14 protein-coding genes and 1 riboswitch are annotated in these 17,177 nt (G+C 66.5%); of the genes, 4 read left to right on the top strand and 10 right to left on the bottom strand.

Features of this window, described 5'->3' with window-relative positions:
- The first annotated feature begins 99 nt into the window (after positions 1-99).
- On the top strand, positions 100-870 hold the full coding sequence (locus ABV518_RS18120; RefSeq protein ID WP_367769707.1) for a uracil-DNA glycosylase: 771 nt from the start codon (positions 100-102) through the stop codon (positions 868-870).
- A gap of 14 nt (positions 871-884) precedes the next feature.
- Positions 885-1,727, top strand: coding sequence for a siderophore-interacting protein (locus tag ABV518_RS18115; protein WP_367769704.1), 843 nt, complete (start codon positions 885-887; stop codon positions 1,725-1,727).
- Here ABV518_RS18115 and ABV518_RS18110 read toward each other — a convergent pair.
- The 3 genes from ABV518_RS18110 to ABV518_RS18100 all read right to left on the bottom strand — a co-directional run bounded on the left by ABV518_RS18110 (position 1,724) and on the right by ABV518_RS18100 (position 5,825).
- Positions 1,724-3,211 carry a threonine/serine exporter ThrE family protein gene (locus tag ABV518_RS18110; protein WP_367769701.1) on the bottom strand — a complete coding sequence of 496 codons (1,488 nt, stop codon included), beginning with the start codon at positions 3,209-3,211 and terminating at the stop codon, positions 1,724-1,726. The genes ABV518_RS18115 and ABV518_RS18110 overlap by 4 nt on opposite strands.
- A 26-nt stretch (positions 3,212-3,237) precedes the next feature.
- The gene (locus ABV518_RS18105) at positions 3,238-4,608 is read right to left on the bottom strand and encodes a peptidoglycan bridge formation glycyltransferase FemA/FemB family protein (protein WP_367769698.1); all 1,371 of its coding nucleotides are present in this window, start codon (positions 4,606-4,608) and stop codon (positions 3,238-3,240) included.
- Between the two features lie 80 nt (positions 4,609-4,688).
- Positions 4,689-5,825 carry a lipid II:glycine glycyltransferase FemX gene (locus tag ABV518_RS18100; RefSeq protein ID WP_367769695.1) on the bottom strand — a complete coding sequence of 379 codons (1,137 nt, stop codon included), beginning with the start codon at positions 5,823-5,825 and terminating at the stop codon, positions 4,689-4,691.
- Positions 5,826-5,923: 98 nt separating this feature from the next.
- Between ABV518_RS18100 and ABV518_RS18095 the strand changes: the two genes are divergently transcribed.
- Positions 5,924-6,469 (top strand): TspO/MBR family protein, encoded by a 546-nt coding sequence (locus tag ABV518_RS18095; protein WP_367769692.1) that lies wholly within the window; start codon positions 5,924-5,926, stop codon positions 6,467-6,469.
- On the opposite strand, the gene ABV518_RS18090 is transcribed toward ABV518_RS18095, so the two are convergent.
- The 6 genes from ABV518_RS18090 to ABV518_RS18065 form a co-directional block, all read right to left on the bottom strand.
- Complete coding sequence (locus ABV518_RS18090; protein WP_367769688.1) at positions 6,466-7,878, bottom strand: L-serine ammonia-lyase; 1,413 nt, start codon at positions 7,876-7,878, stop codon at positions 6,466-6,468. The genes ABV518_RS18095 and ABV518_RS18090 overlap by 4 nt on opposite strands.
- A gap of 103 nt (positions 7,879-7,981) precedes the next feature.
- Complete coding sequence (glyA, locus tag ABV518_RS18085) at positions 7,982-9,316, bottom strand: serine hydroxymethyltransferase (protein WP_367769685.1); 1,335 nt, start codon at positions 9,314-9,316, stop codon at positions 7,982-7,984.
- Positions 9,313-9,696, bottom strand: coding sequence for a glycine cleavage system protein GcvH (gene gcvH, locus ABV518_RS18080; RefSeq protein WP_367769682.1), 384 nt, complete (start codon positions 9,694-9,696; stop codon positions 9,313-9,315). The genes glyA and gcvH overlap by 4 nt, the downstream gene beginning before the upstream one ends.
- 156 nt (positions 9,697-9,852) lie before the next feature.
- On the bottom strand, positions 9,853-11,001 hold the full coding sequence (gene gcvT, locus ABV518_RS18075; protein WP_367769679.1) for a glycine cleavage system aminomethyltransferase GcvT: 1,149 nt from the start codon (positions 10,999-11,001) through the stop codon (positions 9,853-9,855).
- A 10-nt stretch (positions 11,002-11,011) separates the two neighbouring features.
- On the bottom strand, positions 11,012-13,858 hold the full coding sequence (gene gcvP / locus ABV518_RS18070) for an aminomethyl-transferring glycine dehydrogenase (RefSeq protein ID WP_367769676.1): 2,847 nt from the start codon (positions 13,856-13,858) through the stop codon (positions 11,012-11,014).
- A gap of 199 nt (positions 13,859-14,057) precedes the next feature.
- Positions 14,058-14,156: riboswitch (glycine riboswitch) on the bottom strand.
- Between the two features lie 125 nt (positions 14,157-14,281).
- A complete protein-coding gene (locus ABV518_RS18065) occupies positions 14,282-14,821 on the bottom strand; it encodes a TetR/AcrR family transcriptional regulator (protein WP_367769673.1) in 540 nt (179 codons plus the stop codon).
- Between the two features lie 68 nt (positions 14,822-14,889).
- Between ABV518_RS18065 and ABV518_RS18060 the strand changes: the two genes are divergently transcribed.
- Entirely contained in the window at positions 14,890-16,497 is a 1,608-nt protein-coding gene (locus ABV518_RS18060) for an MFS transporter (RefSeq protein ID WP_367769670.1), read from the top strand.
- 117 nt (positions 16,498-16,614) lie between these two features.
- On the opposite strand, the gene ABV518_RS18055 is transcribed toward ABV518_RS18060, so the two are convergent.
- Entirely contained in the window at positions 16,615-17,094 is a 480-nt protein-coding gene (locus ABV518_RS18055) for a Dps family protein (RefSeq protein ID WP_131134167.1), read from the bottom strand.
- Positions 17,095-17,177: the final 83 nt, after the last annotated feature.

The raw sequence follows: 17,177 nt of genomic DNA, 5'->3' as shown, positions 1-17,177 counted from the left end.
GTAAAAGTCCCACCCCCATGCTACGGACGAATAACAGCCTTGTCATTTACGCCGCGTTACGTCCTCTGCGGATCGGGGGCATGCTGAGACAATGGGTGCGTGTTTGATTCAGAGCCCCTCTTCGAGCTGGAGCCGGAAGCGGCGGAGTCTGTCGGGTTTGCCGAGATGGCTATGCTGCCGCTCCGCGACCTGATGGCCGGCGACTGGGCTGCCGCCCTGGCGGGGGTGGAAGAAGACCTGCGCGCCGTCCTGCGTTTCCTGGCCGCCGACGTCGCGGCCGGGCACCAGGTGCTGCCGTCGCCGTCGAACGTCCTCCGCGCCTTCCGGCAGCCGCTGGCGGAGGTCAAAGTACTGATCGTCGGGCAGGACCCGTATCCAACGCCAGGGCACGCCGTCGGCCTGTCCTTCGCCGTTGCCCCCGGTACCCGCCCCATTCCGCGCAGCCTGGCCAACATCTACAAGGAGCTCGAAGCCGACTTGGGGTTTCCCGCACGCGTCCATGGCGACCTGACGGCCTGGACGGAGCAGGGTGTGCTGCTCCTCAACCGCGTGATGAGCGTCCGGGCCGGCGCCGCGGGCTCCCACCGCGGGAAGGGCTGGGAGGAAATCACGACGGCGGCAGTCACCGCGGTGGCCTGCCGGCAGCGCGCTGACGGCAGCAGGCCGCCGCTGGTGGCGGTGTTGTGGGGCAAGGACGCGGAATCGGTCCGGCCCCTTTTGTCCGGCGCCGCGGTAGTCTCCAGCGCGCACCCCAGCCCGCTGTCGGCGTCGCGCGGTTTTTTCGGTTCCCGGCCTTTCAGCCAGGCCAACGCACTGCTGGAGATGCAGGGAAGCCCGGGCGTAACCTGGGAACTCCCGCCGGTCCCTTAGCTTAGGCTTGCCTTATGAGCACAGTTCCCGCCGCCACCAGCGCCACCAAAAAGACCCGTCCGCAGATCAACCTCACCGTGATCCGCCGCGAAGAGTTGTCGCCGCACATGGTCAGGATCGTTGCCGGCGGCGACGGCTTCGCCGATTACGTCAACAACGATTTTGTTGACCGCTACGTAAAGATCGCCTTTCCCCAGCCGGGCGTCAGCTACGAGCAGCCGCTGGACCTGTGGAAGATCCGGGAAACCATGCCCCGCGAGCAGTGGCCCTTCACACGCACCTACACGGTCCGCTGGGTGGACTCGGTGGCACAGGAACTGGCCATCGATTTTGTGATCCACGGAGACAAGGGGCTGGCCGGCCCGTGGGCGGCTTCCGCCCGGCCCGGCGATCCGTTGACTTTCACTGGACCCGGCGGCGCCTACAACCCGGCGTCGGACGCCGACTGGTACCTCTTTGCCGGTGACGAAGCTGCGCTTCCCGCCATCGCTGCTTCTTTGGAGTCACTGCCCGCGTCTGCGAAGGGAGTTGCGTTCCTCGAGGTGGACAGCGACGCCGACATCCAGCCCGTCACGGCCCCGGCCGGCGTGGAGGTCACCTGGCTCCGGCGCAACGGCGCTCCCGCCGGCACCGGCGACCTGCTGGTGTCGGCCGTCGCCAACGCCAACTGGCCCGCGGCCGGGAAAGTCGATGTTTTTGCCCACGGCGAGCGCGGCTACATGAAGGGCCTGCGCGACGTGTTTTTTGTCCAGCGGGGCCTCGAGCGCAAGCAGGTGTCACTGTCCGGTTACTGGGCCGCGGGCCGGGTCGAGGACGATTTCCAGGCCGAAAAGAAACTGCCCATCGGGCAGATCTAGCGGCGCCGGGCGCGCCTGCGCTCGTTGCTCGCCAGGCTGCGGGTCAGCGGCCTGGCCAGGGTGTCGCCCAGCACGATGCCGCCGGCCGCCCCCAGGACGATGGCGCCTGCGTTGAGCATGCCGCCCGCGCCGAGGAGGATCTCGGACTCCTCGATGGTCAGCACATACATGGAGCGGAAAATGGTCAGGCCCGGCAGCAGGATCAGGGCAGCCGGCACAGCGACCACCAGCTGCGGGGCTCCCATCTTCAGGGCCACCACCCGCGCCAGCAGGCCGATCACCACTGCGGACAATGCGGGCGAGAACCTGTCGCCGATGCCCAGGGCACCGCCGGCCAGCAGCACCAGGTAGCCGGCAACGCCCACGGCCGCAGTGGGCAGGAGTAGTTTCCATGCCGTCTGCTCGGTCACGCCGATGGCCATCACCGCCAGGGCAGTCAGGATCACCAGCACCCACAGGTCGTACGCGGGGGCGAACGTTTCCGTGACGTCGATCTCCTGCATTCCCGTCATGGACCCCACCACAAACGCAACGGCGATGCCGGCCACGAGTGCGCCGAAGGTCAGGACGGTGGACAGGAACCTTCCGGCGGCCGTCACCGGGAAGCCGTTGATCGCATCCTGCACGGACGAGACCAGGCGCCCGGTGGGCAGGAGCAGCAGGATGCCTCCCACCACCACAATGGCCGGCGCCGTGGTGAGGTTGAACTGCCAGAGCAGGAGTGCCATGAACGTCACCACAAACGAACACGTTGCCGTGGTGAAGAAGTCCGGCACCCGCCAGCGGCCCAGCCGGCGTGCCAGGAGGCTCACGCCGATGTTGACCACAAAAGCGATGGCTGACGACACCGGACCGCCGCCAAGGACGCCAACGAAAGCCGCTGCAAAGACGCCGAAGGCCACCGTCACCATCCAACGCGGGAAGGGCTTGGGGCTGGTGATGGCCTCGTCGAGGCGGCGGATGGCCTCGTCACGGCCCACTCCCCCGGCCACAATGTCCGTGACCAGCTGGTGGACCTTGGCCAGTCCGGCGTAGTTGTTGGTCCAGGACCGCACCACCCGCAGCAGGGCTATGGGCGTCTGGTCCTTGGGCGCGTAGTTGATTCCCACCGACTGGTTGGTGATGTCCACTTCGATGTTCTTGAGCCCCAGGGCTGCCGTCACGGCGATGATGCTGGTCTCCACTTCGAGGGCACCGGCGCCGTACCGGAACATGGTCTCGGCCAGGTGCAGGGCAAAGTCGAGGGTTTTGCGCGCGGAGGTGTCCACGCCGCCCACCTGGATCATCGGGTTGGCGTAGGGGCTGCCGGCGAGCCGGTCAACAATGCTCAGCGGCGCCGTCGGCGGATTCTCCCCCTGGACCAGGCGGCGGAGCATTCTTTTGGCCGCGACGTTCTGGCGGATCTGGGAGGGTGAGAGCGGCTCAGTCTTGGGCAGGCCGTCAGTTGGCGGCCTCTTCCCGGGTTCCTCGGGTCGATCTGTCACGCTGGTCCTCCTCCCGGGGATCGTGGTTAAGCGGTGTTTTCGGCCGGAGTCCGGTCTGCGGCAGGTGCGGCGTCCCCTGCCGGAGCCAGTCGTTTCAGCGGCAGCCTGCCCAGCAGGGTCCGGGCCGCCGACACCGCGGCGCGGGCCACGCGGTTGGCCTGGAACAGTACCGGCCGTACGGGCATCACGAAGTCTCCCAGCAGCTGGACCACTTCCCCGCCGAAGCCTTTCTTGAACGCGTAACCGCCGTGGCCTTCCTCGTCCTGTCCCTCGATGCCGAAGGTGCCATAGAAGTTGTAGCGCGTGTAGCCCTTTTCCAGCGCGTGCAGCATCATGCCCCAGTACAGGGACGTGGCGCCGTTGAAGTAGATGTAGTCCTGCTTGGTGCCGCCAATAACGCACACTAGCTCGTCGCCGAAGCAGACAAAGTGGATGGCAGCCACGGTGGCCACCCCCACGGAATCCGGGAACCGCTCAATGTCCTTGAGGCTGCGCTCGTAGCTGTCAACGAGGTCCTGCACCACCTTGAGGCGGTTGGCCTTCTTTTTGCTGCCGGTCTCCTCTACTTCGCGGCGGAGTTCGGCGGCCGCCGCCGACTCGGATTCAAGCCGTTCGGTGATGGATTTGCGGTACGCGGGGATGTCGATCTTGGCCATCATGAGCTTCGTGAACTCGGACGAGGTGGTCCGCAGCAGCTGCTCGTAGTATTCGCGTTCGCGGTAGATGAAGCCCTTTTCATCACCCGCCGTGCTCAGGGCGTCGTAGAACTCGTCCAGGGTTTCCAGGGTGGCCTGCTCGAGGAAGACGCCGTTCTTTTCGGCCTTCCGGATGGCTTTGCGGGTCCGGTAGCTGGTGCCCATGATGAGCTCCTCGGAGTCCTGGGTGCCCGCGAGGGTCTTGATGAACATCCAGTTGACGTTGGCGAAGTTCATCTCCGAGCCCTGGTGGGCGAATCCCAGGCTGGCGAGGGCAGCCACCAGCGGCCGGTTGTCCGTGATCTCAGGGTGCTCGGCGCCGTCCTCGTCGCGGGCGACGAAGGGCAGGTTCGGGGAAATCCGCAGCTCGGCGGCCTTGCGCTCCGTTGCCCTGGCTTTGAGGAGTTCGACGACGTCACGCACCAGGGCGTTGTCGGTGTAGTCCATGAGCGGGCCCTTGGCGCACTCGCACACCGTGTAGCCCCAGCGGTTGGTGGTGTAGTTCAGCTTGCCGGCGGCCACGAGTTCGCCGTTGCGCCGGACGCCGAAGAGCTCCACCGCCTGCCCGCGGGCACGCTGGAACCGGGCGAAGTCGGCGGACTGGATGAAGCTGTTTTGCGGGTGCGTGACGGAGAAGGCCTCGAAATCGGCGTCGCTGAGGACAGCGAACTCGAGCTCGGTTCCGGCCTTGATTGAATTCACGGAAAAATTCCTCACCTGTGGATGTGCTGCCGGGATGGTGGCAGCGCTGACCTGTTGTGGACGTGGTTGGGTGGCGCGGCTCAGTAGAACTGGTTGCCGGTGCGCATGGTTTCGAGGCGACGGAAGACACGTTCGGCGCCCTGGACCCAAAGCCGGTGCCGGACGGGTGCCAGGACAAAGTCGTAGCAGCCGACAAAGTCCGTGACTGTTTTGCTGAAGCTGGTCTTGAACATGCCCATGCCGTGAAGGGTGTGGGATTTGTCCTTGATCCGGGCGGCGGGCGGGGTGCCGCAGAAGTCGTACTCGGTGCAGCCAAGCTCCTTCATCCTGCGGATCGCGGCCCACTGGACCAGGTGTGAGTCGCCGTACTGCTTCCGGTTCTGCGTGGAACCGCCGTCTTTGTAGGTTGCTTTGGATCCGTAGTTGATGACAAAGGCGCCCACGCTGGGTTTGCCGTCTTCGTAGACAAAAAAGAAGCTTCCCTGCCCGCGGTCGCAGAATTCGTCCCAGAACCGGGCGTAGTACTCGTAGCTGCGCAGCGGCATGGACCCTTTGGCGTTTACGGTGTCCGCCATCAGGTCGTAGAGGGCGCGGTAGGTTTCCGGGCCCTGCTCCCGCTGGACCACCTCACAGCCTTCGCGCTCCGCGCGGCGGATGGCGTTGCGGGCGCGGGAGGAAATGGACCGGAACACTTCGTTCTCCGGCGCGGAGATGTCCAGCAGGGCCGTGGAGTCGTTGGACTGGATGTTGGGGGCCTTGACCAGGCCGGCGGCAGCGAGCTGCGACTGGACCTCCGGGGCGCCGACGATGTCCGGCTCCACCTTGATCGCGAAGACGTTCAGCTTTGCGGCCTTCACGAATTCGGCGCAGGCGGCGAGAGCCGGCTTGAGGTCCGCCGCGGAACCGATGTCGGGTCCCTTGATGAGGTACCAGAGGCGGCCCAGGACCGGGAATTTCTTCTCCAGCACCAGGTTGTAGCTGGCGCCCCCGCCGGACTCCAGGACCAGGAAGCGGACGTCCCAGCCGTTGCCGTTCTTCACTGACGCGTAGGCCGCGGACTGCAGCATGTTGCCGCCGTTTGGGTTGGCGGTGACGTGCTTGTCCCAGTTCTCAATTTCCTCGCCTGTGGCAAAGCGGGCGGTGAATTCTCGCAAGGGGGCCGTGTCCCGTCTGTTGGTCTTGTGCGCGGTTTTGTATGTGTGGCTGCGTGCGGACATGTAGCCACAAGTCTAAAGCCTGATCCTCTCCGGGCATTCCAGGGCCGCCCTCCGGGGCCCGCCTTGACTCGTTGTCCGCGCTTCGCGAGGGTTGACGGATGGAGCCGTACCCTGAACAGTCCAGCCGCCCGTCCGGGACCGCCGCACGGAAATATGGGACCGGCGCACAGGTCCTGGCTCTCGCCGTCTTCCTCGGAGCCTCCGCGCTGGTCGCCTGGCTGGGGGCCTTTGCCACGGTGAGCAACGTGAACGGCTGGTATGTCAGCGCCGACAAGGCTCCGTGGACCCCGCCGAACTGGGTGTTCGGTCCGGTCTGGACGGCGCTTTATGCGGCCATGGCGGTGGCCGCCTGGCTGGTGTGGCGCCGCCGTGTCCCGGAGTCGCGCCCGGCGCTGGCCGCCTACGGCATCCAGCTGGTGCTCAACCTGCTGTGGACGCCCGTGTTCTTTGGCCTCTACCCCGTGCTGGGCACGGTTGCGCTGTGGCTGGCGTTCGCGATCATCCTTGCACTGATTGTGGCTGTGACGGTGACGGTGCTCCGCTTTGGACCGATCAGCCCGGCAGCCGGACTGCTCCTGCTGCCCTATGTCACCTGGATTGTGTTCGCGTCATCCCTGAACGTCTGGGCGGCGCTGCACAATTAGCATTCGACGACGTTGACGGCGAGGCCGCCCATGGCCGTTTCCTTGTATTTGGAGCTCATGTCGCGGCCGGTTTCGCGCATGGTGACGATGACCTCGTCGAGGGACACCCGGTGCGAACCGTCGCCCCAGAGCGCCATTTTCGCGGCATTGATGGCCTTGGCTGCGGCGATGGCGTTGCGTTCGATGCAGGGCACCTGGACCAGCCCGCCGATGGGATCACACGTCAGGCCCAGGTTGTGCTCCATCGCAATCTCCGCCGCGTTCTCTACCTGCGAGGGGGTTCCGCCCATCACCTCGGCGAGGCCGGCGGCCGCCATGGACGACGCCGACCCCACCTCACCCTGGCAGCCCACTTCAGCACCCGAGATGGAGGCCTGCTCCTTGTACAGCACCCCGATGGCGCCGGCCGTGAGCAGGAACTTGACCACAACGTCATCCCGGTCCTGCTGCGTGGCGCTCTCCATGCCAGGGGCGAAGTGCAGGGCGTAGTACAGCACGGCCGGAATGATTCCGGCGGCGCCGTTGGTGGGGGCGGTGACCACGCGTCCGCCTGAGGCGTTCTCTTCGTTGACGGCCAGTGCGATCAGGTTGACCCATTCCTGCCAGTATTTGGGGTCCCGGTAATCGGGATCGTGGTCCCGGCTTTCCTTCAGGAGCCGCTCGTGCCAGTCGGGGGCGCGACGGCGGACCCTCAGACCGCCGGGCAGCAGGCCTTCGCGCTTGAGGCTGACCTGGACGCAGCTCTCCATGACGGAGTAGATGTGGAGAAGCCCTTCGCGGATCTCCTGCTCGGACCGGGAGGCCCGTTCGTTGACGAACATGACCTCGCCGATGGACAGTCCCTTGGACTGGCAACGGCCCAGGAGTTCGGCTGCCGTCCGGAACGGCAGGGGAAGTTCCTTCTTTGATTCATCGAGTTCCTTCAGCGCTGCATCTTCCTCCCCCTCGCGGACGATGAATCCGCCGCCGACGGAGAAGAAGGTGGCACTGTGGAGGACTTCGCCGTCGGCGTCGGAGACGGTGAAGGTCATGCCGTTGGTGTGCCGCGGCAGGATGGTCAGCGGGCGCAGGACCATGTCCTTCACGGCGTAGGGCAGGGGGACGGAACCGGACAGTTGCAGGGTGCCCGTTTCGGCGATGGCGGCCAGCCTGTCCTCCACCTCGTCGGGAAGGATCTTCTCGGGGTGGAAGCCCTCCAGGCCCAACAAAATCGCGGTCATCGTCCCGTGCCCGTGGCCGGTGGCGGCGAGCGAGCCGTACAGGTCGACCCGAAGGCCGGCCACTTTGTCCAGGGCGCCGGACTGCTTGAGCTCCTCGGCAAACACCGCAGCAGCCCGCATCGGCCCGACAGTATGCGAGCTCGAAGGTCCAATTCCGATCGAAAAAAGATCAAAGACACCAACAGCCATAACTAATCCTTACTCATTTGTGACTCATGTGCAGTTGGTCGGGTGCAGAGCACGCGGAGGATGCCGGTCCCACCGGGCAACCAGCCCGGCGGGACCGTTGGCGTCAGGCGAGGTTGGCAACGCCCGGGTAGAGCGGGTGGGCTGCGGCGAGGACCTCGACGCGGTGACGCAGCCCGGAAAGGTCCGCGCCGGCGTCGGCCATCAAAGCCTCGGCGATGATGTCCGCGACCTCGCGGAAGGCTGCCTCACCGAAGCCGCGGGTGGCCAGCGCCGGGGTGCCGATCCGCAGCCCGGAAGTGACCATCGGCGGGCGCGGGTCGAACGGCACAGCGTTGCGGTTGACCGTGATGTCGATCTCCGCGAGCCGGTCCTCGGCCTGCTGGCCGTCCAGTTCGCAGCTGCGGAGGTCCACGAGGACCAGGTGCACGTCGGTGCCGCCGGAGATCACATTGATCCCCTTGGCGGTGACGTCCGGCTGGACCAGGCGGTCGGCCAGGATCCGGGCGCCGGCCAGGACGCGTTCCTGGCGTTCCTTGAACTCGGCGGACGCGGCGATCTTGAAGGCCACGGCCTTGCCGGCGATGACGTGCTCCAGCGGCCCGCCCTGCTGGCCCGGGAACACCGCCGAGTTGATCTTCTTGGCGATCGCGGCGTCGTTGGTCAGGATGATGCCGCCGCGCGGACCGGCGAGGGTCTTGTGCGTGGTGGAGGTGGTCACGTGGGCGTGCGGCACGGGTGAGGGGTGCAGCCCGGCGGCGACGAGGCCGGCGAAGTGGGCCATGTCCACCATCAGGTAGGCGCCCACGGAATCGGCGATCCGGCGGAACTCGGCAAAGTCCAGCTGCCGGGCGTACGCGGACCAGCCGGCAACGATCAGCTGCGGCTTGTGCTCCTGGGCCAGGCGCTCCACCTCGGCCATGTCGATCCGGTGGTCCTCTTCGCGGACCTGGTACGGGATGACGTTGTAGAGCCGGCCGGAGAAGTTGATCTTCATGCCGTGGGTCAGGTGCCCGCCATGGGCCAGGTTCAGGCCCATGATGGTGTCGCCCGGCTTGATCAGCGCGTGCATCACCGAGGCGTTCGCCTGCGCACCGGAGTGCGGCTGGACGTTCGCGAACTCGGCGCCAAACAGGGCCTTGACCCGGTCGATGGCCAGCTGCTCGATGACGTCGACGTGCTCGCAGCCGCCGTAGTAGCGCTTGCCCGGGTAACCCTCGGCGTACTTGTTGGTCAGGACCGAGCCCTGCGCCTGCATAACAGCCACCGCGGTGTGGTTCTCCGAAGCGATCATCTCCAGGCCGTCCCGCTGGCGGCCCAGTTCGTCGTCGATCTTGGCTGCGATCTCCGGGTCCAGCACGGACAGGTCCGCGTCCAGGCTCGGGGAGACAACCTGCTCGAACACTGCCGTGCTGGTGCCTGCGGCAGCGGCGCCGCTCACAGCTCGCCGCCGTTCTTGGAGGCGTAGTCCTGGGCGGAGAGCAGCGGGCCCTCGGACTCGGCAGCCACCTTGAACAGCCAGCCGGCGCCGTACGGGTCGCTGTTGATCAGTGCGGGGTCATCGACGACCGCCGGGTTGGTTTCCGTGACTTCACCGGTCACCGGGGCGTACAGGTCCGAAACGGACTTGGTGGATTCCACCTCGCCGCAGGTCTCCCCCGCGGTCACGGTCGAGCCGACCTCGGGCAGGTCCACGTACACAATGTCACCGAGGGCGTCCGTGGCCACGGCGGAAATGCCGATGGACACCACGTTCCCGTCCTCACGGGAGACCCACTCGTGTTCCTCGGAGTACTGCAGTTCAGCGGCAACTTTAGCCATGTGTTTTTCCTTCAGTTAGGTTTGCGAAAAGCGAGAGAGCGTCGGTTAAAAACCTGCGAAAAGTGAGAGAGCGTTGGGGCTGGGATTCCGGCAGCGTGCGTCAGAGCGACGAAGGAGCAGCACGCAGAGGATCTCAGCCCCAACGCAACCCGAAAGCTACTTTTGGCGCTTGTAGAACGGCAGGGCCACCACTTCGAACGGCTCCGTCTTGCCGCGGAGGTCGATGTCCAGGGCGGTGCCGGGCTCGGTGAGGGCGACGTCGACGTAGGCCATGGCCACCGGATAGCCCAGGCTTGGCGAGGGCTGGCCGGAGGTGACTTCGCCAACCACTGCGCCGTCCTTGAGGACCGGGTAGTGGCCGCGGCCGGCACGGCGGCCCAGGCCCTTGAGGCCCACCAGCCGGCGGCCGGTGGTGGTGCTGGCGCCGGCTTCCTTCTTGGCGGCGAGCGCGGCCTTGCCCACGAAGTCGCCTTCCTTGGAAAGCGCGACGACGGGTCCCAGGCCGGCGGCGAACGGGTCGCCTTCCAGGGAGAGCTCGTTGCCGTACAGCGGCATGCCGGCCTCGAGGCGGAGCGAGTCGCGGGAGGCGAGGCCGGCAGGCACCAGTTCCCCCTCGTCGGCAATGGCGACGATGGCCTGCCAGAGCGCGGCGGCGTCGTCGTTGGCCACGAAGATCTCGAAGCCGTCCTCGCCGGTGTAGCCGGTGCGTGCCAGCAGGAGCTCCTGGCCGGCTCCGGCCACGAGGAAGGGGACCTCGACGGCGGCGTAGTACTTGAGCCCGGTGACCAGGCTGTGCTGGGCGGCGGGGACCAGGCGGAGGAGGAGCTCCTCTGCTTTGGGGCCCTGGACGGCGATGAGCGAGGTCTCGGCGGAGACGTCCTCAACCACGACGTCGAAGCCGGCGGCCCGCTCGGCCAGCGCAGCTGCCACCGTCATGGCGTTGCCGGCGTTGGGGACCACCAGGAAGCGGTCCGTGCCGTCCGCAGCGGCCGGACGGCGGTAGGTGATGAGGTCGTCGATGATGCCGCCGTCCTCATTGCAGATCAGCGAGTACTTTGCCTTGCCCACGGCCATCGCGGAAATCTTGCCCACCAGGGCGTAGTCCAGGAATGCTGCGGCGTCCGGGCCGGTCACCCAGACTTCGCCCATGTGGGAGAGGTCGAAGATGCCGGCCGCCTTGCGGACGGCGTGGTGCTCGGCGAGCTCGGAGCTGTACTTGAGCGGCATCTGCCAGCCGCCGAAGTCGGTGAAGGAGGCGCCGAGCTTCTTGTGCTCTTCGTAGAGCGCTGTGTAGTTCTCAGTCATCACGGAATCCTTAGTTTTCAAACTCGGAAAGCGGCGGGCAGGAGCAGATCAGGTTTCGGTCCCCTGCGGCGCCGTCAATGCGGCCCACGGGCGGGAAGTACTTGTCCTGCTTGAGCGAGGCAACCGGGAAGACGGCCTGCTCACGCGGGTAGGCGCGGTCCCAGTCAGTGCTGATCACGGCGGCCGCGGTGTGCGGGGAGTTGCGCAGCGGGCTGTCCACAACGGTGAAGTCGCCGTCGGCCACCTGATCGATTTCGGCCCGGATCGCGATCATCGCGGTGATGAAGCGGTCGATCTCGTGCAGGTCCTCGGACTCCGTGGGTTCCACCATCAGTGTGCCTGCCACGGGGAACGCCAGGGTGGGGGCGTGGAAACCGTAGTCGATGAGGCGCTTGGCCACGTCCTCGGCCGTGACGCCGGTCTTGGCGGTCAGCTCGCGCAGGTCCAGGATGCACTCGTGTGCCACCAGTCCGCCTTCGCCCGTGTACAGCACCGGGAAGAAGTCGTTGAGGCGGGCAGCGATGTAGTTGGCCGCGAGCAGCGCCGACTTGGTGGCCTCGGTCAGGCCCGCACCGCCCATAAGCTTCACGTAGGCCCAGGAAATCGGCAGGACGCCTGCGGAGCCGAAGCGGGAGGCGGAGATCGGGACGTCGTTGCCTTCGGTCCAGGTGGCCGCGTTGCCCGGCATGAACGGTGCCAGGTGCGCCTTGGCCGCGACCGGGCCAACGCCCGGGCCGCCGCCGCCGTGCGGGATGCAGAACGTCTTGTGCAGGTTCAGGTGCGACACGTCGCCGCCGAACTGGCCCGGCTGGGCCAGACCAACCAGGGCGTTGAGGTTGGCGCCGTCAATGTAGACCTGGCCGCCTGCGGCGTGGATGGCGTCGCAGACCTCTCGGACGTCGGCGTCGTACACCCCGTGGGTGGACGGGTAGGTGATCATGATGCAGGACAGCGCGTCCCTGTTGGCCTCGATCTTCGCGTACAGGTCGGTGTGGTCAATCGTGCCGTCGGCAGCCGTGGCCACCACCACTACCTTCATGCCGGCCAGGACGGCGGAGGCCGCGTTGGTGCCGTGCGCCGACGCCGGGATGAGGCAGACGGTGCGCTGGTCGTCGCCGCGGGAGAGGTGGTAGCCGCGGATGGCCAGCAGGCCTGCGAGCTCGCCCTGGGAGCCGGCGTTGGGCTGGATGGACACCTGGTCGTAGCCGGTGATCTCCGTGAGCTGGGCTTCCAGGTCCGCGATCAGTTCCCGCCAGCCTTCGGTCTGGGAGTCAGGCGCGAACGGGTGGATGGAGGCGAACTCGGGCCAGGAGATGGCTTCCATTTCGGCCGTGGCGTTCAGCTTCATGGTGCAGGAGCCCAGCGGGATCATGGTGCGGTCCAGCGCGAGGTCGCGGTCCGAAAGCTTCCGGATGTAGCGCAGCAGCTGGGTTTCGGAACGGTGGGTGCTGAACACGGGGTGCTGCAGGAAGTCGGAGGAACGCTCGACGGCGGCATCCAGGGCGAACGCGTCCGTCACCTCCGCCGGGGCGGCACCAAAGGCGGCCAGGACGCCGTCGACGATTGCCGGCGTCGTGGTTTCGTCCGTGGAGAAGCCCACGGTGTCCGCGTCGATGCTGCGCAGGTTGATGCCCTTGGCTTCGGCGGCGGCAACGATCCCGGCCGCCTTGCCGGGGACGGACACGGTGACGGTATCGAAGAAGCTGGTGTGGAGCACGTCCAGGCCGGAGGCCTTCAGGGACGCGGCCAGGGTCTTCGCGTGGCCGTGGGCGGTCTGGGCGATCGCCTTCAGGCCGTCCGGGCCGTGGTACACGGCGTACATGGACGCCACGATGGCCAGCAGTGCCTGCGCGGTGCAGATGTTGGACGTGGCCTTTTCGCGGCGGATGTGCTGCTCGCGGGTCTGCAGCGCCAGGCGGTAGGCGGGAATGCCGGCGGAGTCCTTGGAGACGCCCACCAGGCGGCCCGGCATGGAGCGCTCGAGGCCCTTCTGCACGGCCATGTAGGCAGCGTGGGGTCCGCCGTAGAAGAGCGGGACGCCGAAGCGCTGGGCTGAGCCGACGGCGATATCGGCGCCCTGCTCGCCGGGCGGCGTGATGAGGGTGAGGGCCAGGAGGTCGGCGGCCACGGTCACCAGGGCACCGCGTTCCTTGGCGCCGGCGATGACGGCGGAGTGGTCGAAGACCCGGCCGGAAACACCGGGCTGCTGCAGTACCACGCCGTTGATGACGCCGTCGGGCAGGCCCTTGGAAAGGTCAGCAACCTCCACTTCGAAGCCCAGCGCCTCGGCGCGTCCCTTCACGATGGCGATGGTCTGCGGCAGGCAATCGGCATCGAGCACCGTCTTGCCGTCGCGGGCGTCCTTGTTCTTGTTGGCCCGGCGCATCATCAGGACGGCTTCGGCCACGGCGGTGGCTTCGTCCAGCAGCGACGCGTTGGCGATGGGCAGGCCCACCAGGTCCTGGACCATGGTCTGGAAGTTCAGCAGCGCCTCGAGGCGGCCCTGGGAGATCTCCGGCTGGTAGGGCGTGTACGCGGTGTACCAGGCCGGGCCTTCGAGGATGTTCCGGCGGATCACCGCGGGCGTCACGGTGTCGTAGTAGCCCTGGCCGATCATCTGCACGGCGGTTTTGTTCTTCGCGGCGAGCTTGCGCAGTTCGGCGAGGGCTTCCACCTCGCTCAGGGCCTCTGCCAGCTGGAGGCCGGAGTCCTGGCGGATGTCCTTCGGGACCGCGGTATCCACGAGCGCATCGACGGTGTCGTAGCCGACAGCCTTGAGCATGGCGTCGACGTCGGCCTGGCGGCGGGCGCCGATGTGCCGGTCAACGAAAGACGTAGAGGCTGAATTGACAGTCAAAAGGAACTCCATAACTCAGGCGGCGCAGGGTACGCCACATCGATTCGGGTTCCTCCCCACTCTGTATTGGACCTGAGAGTTTCCGCGCGGTCCGCTGCTGCGGGGCCGGCGCTTGCACCGTCGGTGAGCACAGCAGTCCTGATGTTCCGGAGCGATCCGGGACACGTCAGGCGGACAGCCTGCTACTTTCCAGAGTTGCCTCGCCGCGGCGGTACATGGGCCTGAGAGATTCCTGGGGAGGATTTGCTCCTACGGCGCCTGCTTGTACCTACTAGCAGAACTCTCCCGCCGCAGATCAAAGGCTTATTCATTTGGGATTGACATCTTGCATGGCCGGTGACAGCCATCACCAATTGTCCTATGCCGCAGGCTTTCGGGCAAATGGCGACCGCCCGGGACGTGCACCGCCAGCCCTGCGGGCATTCAGCCCCTCAGCCGCTCCACCGCGGCAAGGAGTTCCGCCACATCCCCCTGCCGGCCGTCGGCGTTCCCGGACGGACCGCTTTCCCACATGGCGTTGAAATACAGCCCGTCACCCATATAGAGCACGGCCTTGGCCATTGCCTTGCCGACGTCGGCGCCGATCAGTTCCAGCCACTGCTGCTGGATGGCCGCGAAACGGCGGCGGGCCTCCTCGTGGGCCACCTCGGCCAGGCGGGTGGCGGCAACAAACGAACGGTCCATCGGGGTGTCGGACCAGAGCGATGAACGGATGAAGTACGCGGCGGCACCCTCGGGCGCGGCCGCCATGGCGGCGAGGTCCTCGCCGGCCAGGCGGTCCAGCCGTTCAAGGGTGGCGGTGATCAACGCCTCCTTGTTCGGGAAGTGGTACAGCAGTCCGCCCTTGGACACGCCGGCCTTTTTGGCCACGGCATCCAGCGTGGCTGCGCGCTCCCCCACGTCGATGAGGAGTTCTTCGAAGGCGTCGAGGACGGCATCATGCGCAACGGGTTTTCTGGCCATGGTTCCAATCATGCATCCTTGGGGGCTTCGATTTCTTAACTATACCGTCCAGACGGTACAGTTATTGCATGACCACGTCCGCAGCCTCCCGGCAGAACACCAACAGCACCTCCGTCACGCCGTCCACCGCCCGGTCGACGCCGGCTCCCGGTCCGGCACCGGTTCCGGCGAGGGGCCAATGGCGCGACTGGCTTGCGCTGGGACTGCTGATGTTCCCGGTACTCCTTGTTGCAGTGGACAACACGGCGCTGACGTTTGCACTGCCGGCCATTGCGCGGAGCCTGGAAACATCGGGCGTCCAGCTGCTCTGGATCGTGGACGCCTATCCGCTGGTGCTCGCCGGGTTGCTGGTTGCCATGGGCAGCCTCGGTGACCGGATAGGACGCCGGCGGCTCCTCCTGATTGGCAGCGTCGGCTTCGCGGCCGTCTCGGCGGTGACGGCTTTCGCGCCGAGCGCCGAGTGGCTCATCGCCGGCAGGGCGATGCTGGGGTTCTTCGGGGCCATGCTGATGCCGTCCACGCTGTCCCTGATCCGGAACATCTTTCCGGACCCCAACCGGCGCCGGCTAGCTGTTGCCATCTGGGCGGCAGGCTTTTCCGGCGGCGCCGCGCTGGGCCCCATTTTCGGCGGCTGGCTGGTGGAGCAGTTCTGGTGGGGCGCCATCCTGCTGGTCGCGGTGCCCATCATGCTGCCTCTGCTGGTATTCGGTCCGGCTTTCATCCCGGAGTCCAGGGATCCCCGTCCCGGGCGGGTGGACATGCCCAGCATTCTGCTGTCCCTGCTGGTGATGGTGCCGGTGGTTTATGGCATCAAGGAGCTGGCCACCGAGGGTTTTGGAACAATTCCGGTGTTCCTCATAGGGTTTGGCCTGGCCATGGGGTTTATATTTGTCCGCCGCCAGCTCCGCATTGCCAGTCCCCTGCTGGACATGTCCCTGTTCCGCAACAGGGTGTTCAGCACGGCCATTACGGCCAACGTCCTGGCGCTGTTTTCCTTCAACGGCTTCATCCTGTTCCTGGCCCAGCACCTCCAGCTCCTGGAGGGCATGACACCGTCCGCGTCCGGAGTGGCCATGATCCCGGCCCTGCTGGCCACGGTGGTGGCCGGACTGGTGGCGGTGCCACTGGTGCGGAAGGTCCGTCCGGGATTCGTGGTGGCCGGCGGCCTGGCCCTGAGCGCCACCGGCCACGGGCTGGTGGCCTTCGGCAACCACAGCGCGGGTCCGGCCCTCCTGCTGGGAGCACTGCTCATCCTGGCGCTGGGCGTGGGTACGGCCGAAACCATCTCGAACGACCTCATCCTTGGTGCCGTTCCAGCTGAAAAGTCAGGGGCGGCGGCCGCGATCTCCGAGACGGGCTACGAGGTGGGGTCACTGCTGGGGACGGCAGTCCTGGGCTCCATCCTGACGGCTTCGTACCAGCACAATCTGCTGTTTCCCGCCGGGCTCGCAGAGGCCACGTCCGGCACAGCTGCGCATCAGGCAGGCGAAACCCTGGCAGGTGCCATGGAGCTGGCCGCCACCCTGCCTGCTCCGCTTGCTGAAGCGCTCCGCGGCGCGGCGCGCGCGGCGTTCGATTCCGGGGTGCACATCACTGCGGGGATCGCGCTGGTACTGATGGCGGGGGCGGCAGTCCTGGCCGCCGTCGCGCTTCACCGGGTTCCCAAGGCGCACTAGGCGGCCCGCCTTCGACCAGGGATCCGCCCCGCAGCAAAGGCGCCGCATGAAAAAGCGCCCGGCGCCGGAGTTGACTCCGGCGCCGGGCGCTCCAGTATTTGATCTGCGAGCGCTGCGCTACTTTGCGTCCGGCGCGGTGACGCTGGCGGAGGCCTTCATCGTCTCGGCGTTCACCATCCAGGCGTACTGCTCCAGCTTGGCGATGAATGCATGCAGCAGGTCCGCGGTGGTGGGATCCTCTTCATCCACTTCGTCATGGACCTTGCGCATGGTCCCGACGGCGGCTTCGAGGGCGGCGACGATCCGTTCGATGGCGTCCTTGGTGTTGATAAGTCCTTCCGGGAACTGGGCCAGGCTGGTGCTCTTGGCCACCGTCGAGCTGCGGCCGTCGGGAAGGGCATGCAGTGCACGCATTCTTTCGGCCATGTCGTCGGCGAACTGGCGGGCGGCATCAACAATTTCATCGAGCTGCAGGTGGAGGTCCCGGAAGTTGGTGCCCACGATGTTCCAGTGGGCCTGCTTGCCCTGGATGTGCAGCTCGATCAGGTCCGCAAGAACGGCCTGAAGATTGTTGGTCAGCGTCGGTGAAGCTTTCATAAATCCTCCTCGATTGGTCCAGTGATCCTGACGCTATCAGCCGTTTTGGGAGCCCGGAGCAAAATTTCTCAGTGAGCTTACTA

It is taken from the genome of Arthrobacter sp. HS15c (assembly GCF_040812005.1).
Lineage (GTDB): Bacteria > Actinomycetota > Actinomycetes > Actinomycetales > Micrococcaceae > Arthrobacter.
The sequence above is the reverse complement of the archived record's forward strand: the minus strand, read 5'-3'. Positions and strand labels throughout refer to the sequence as shown.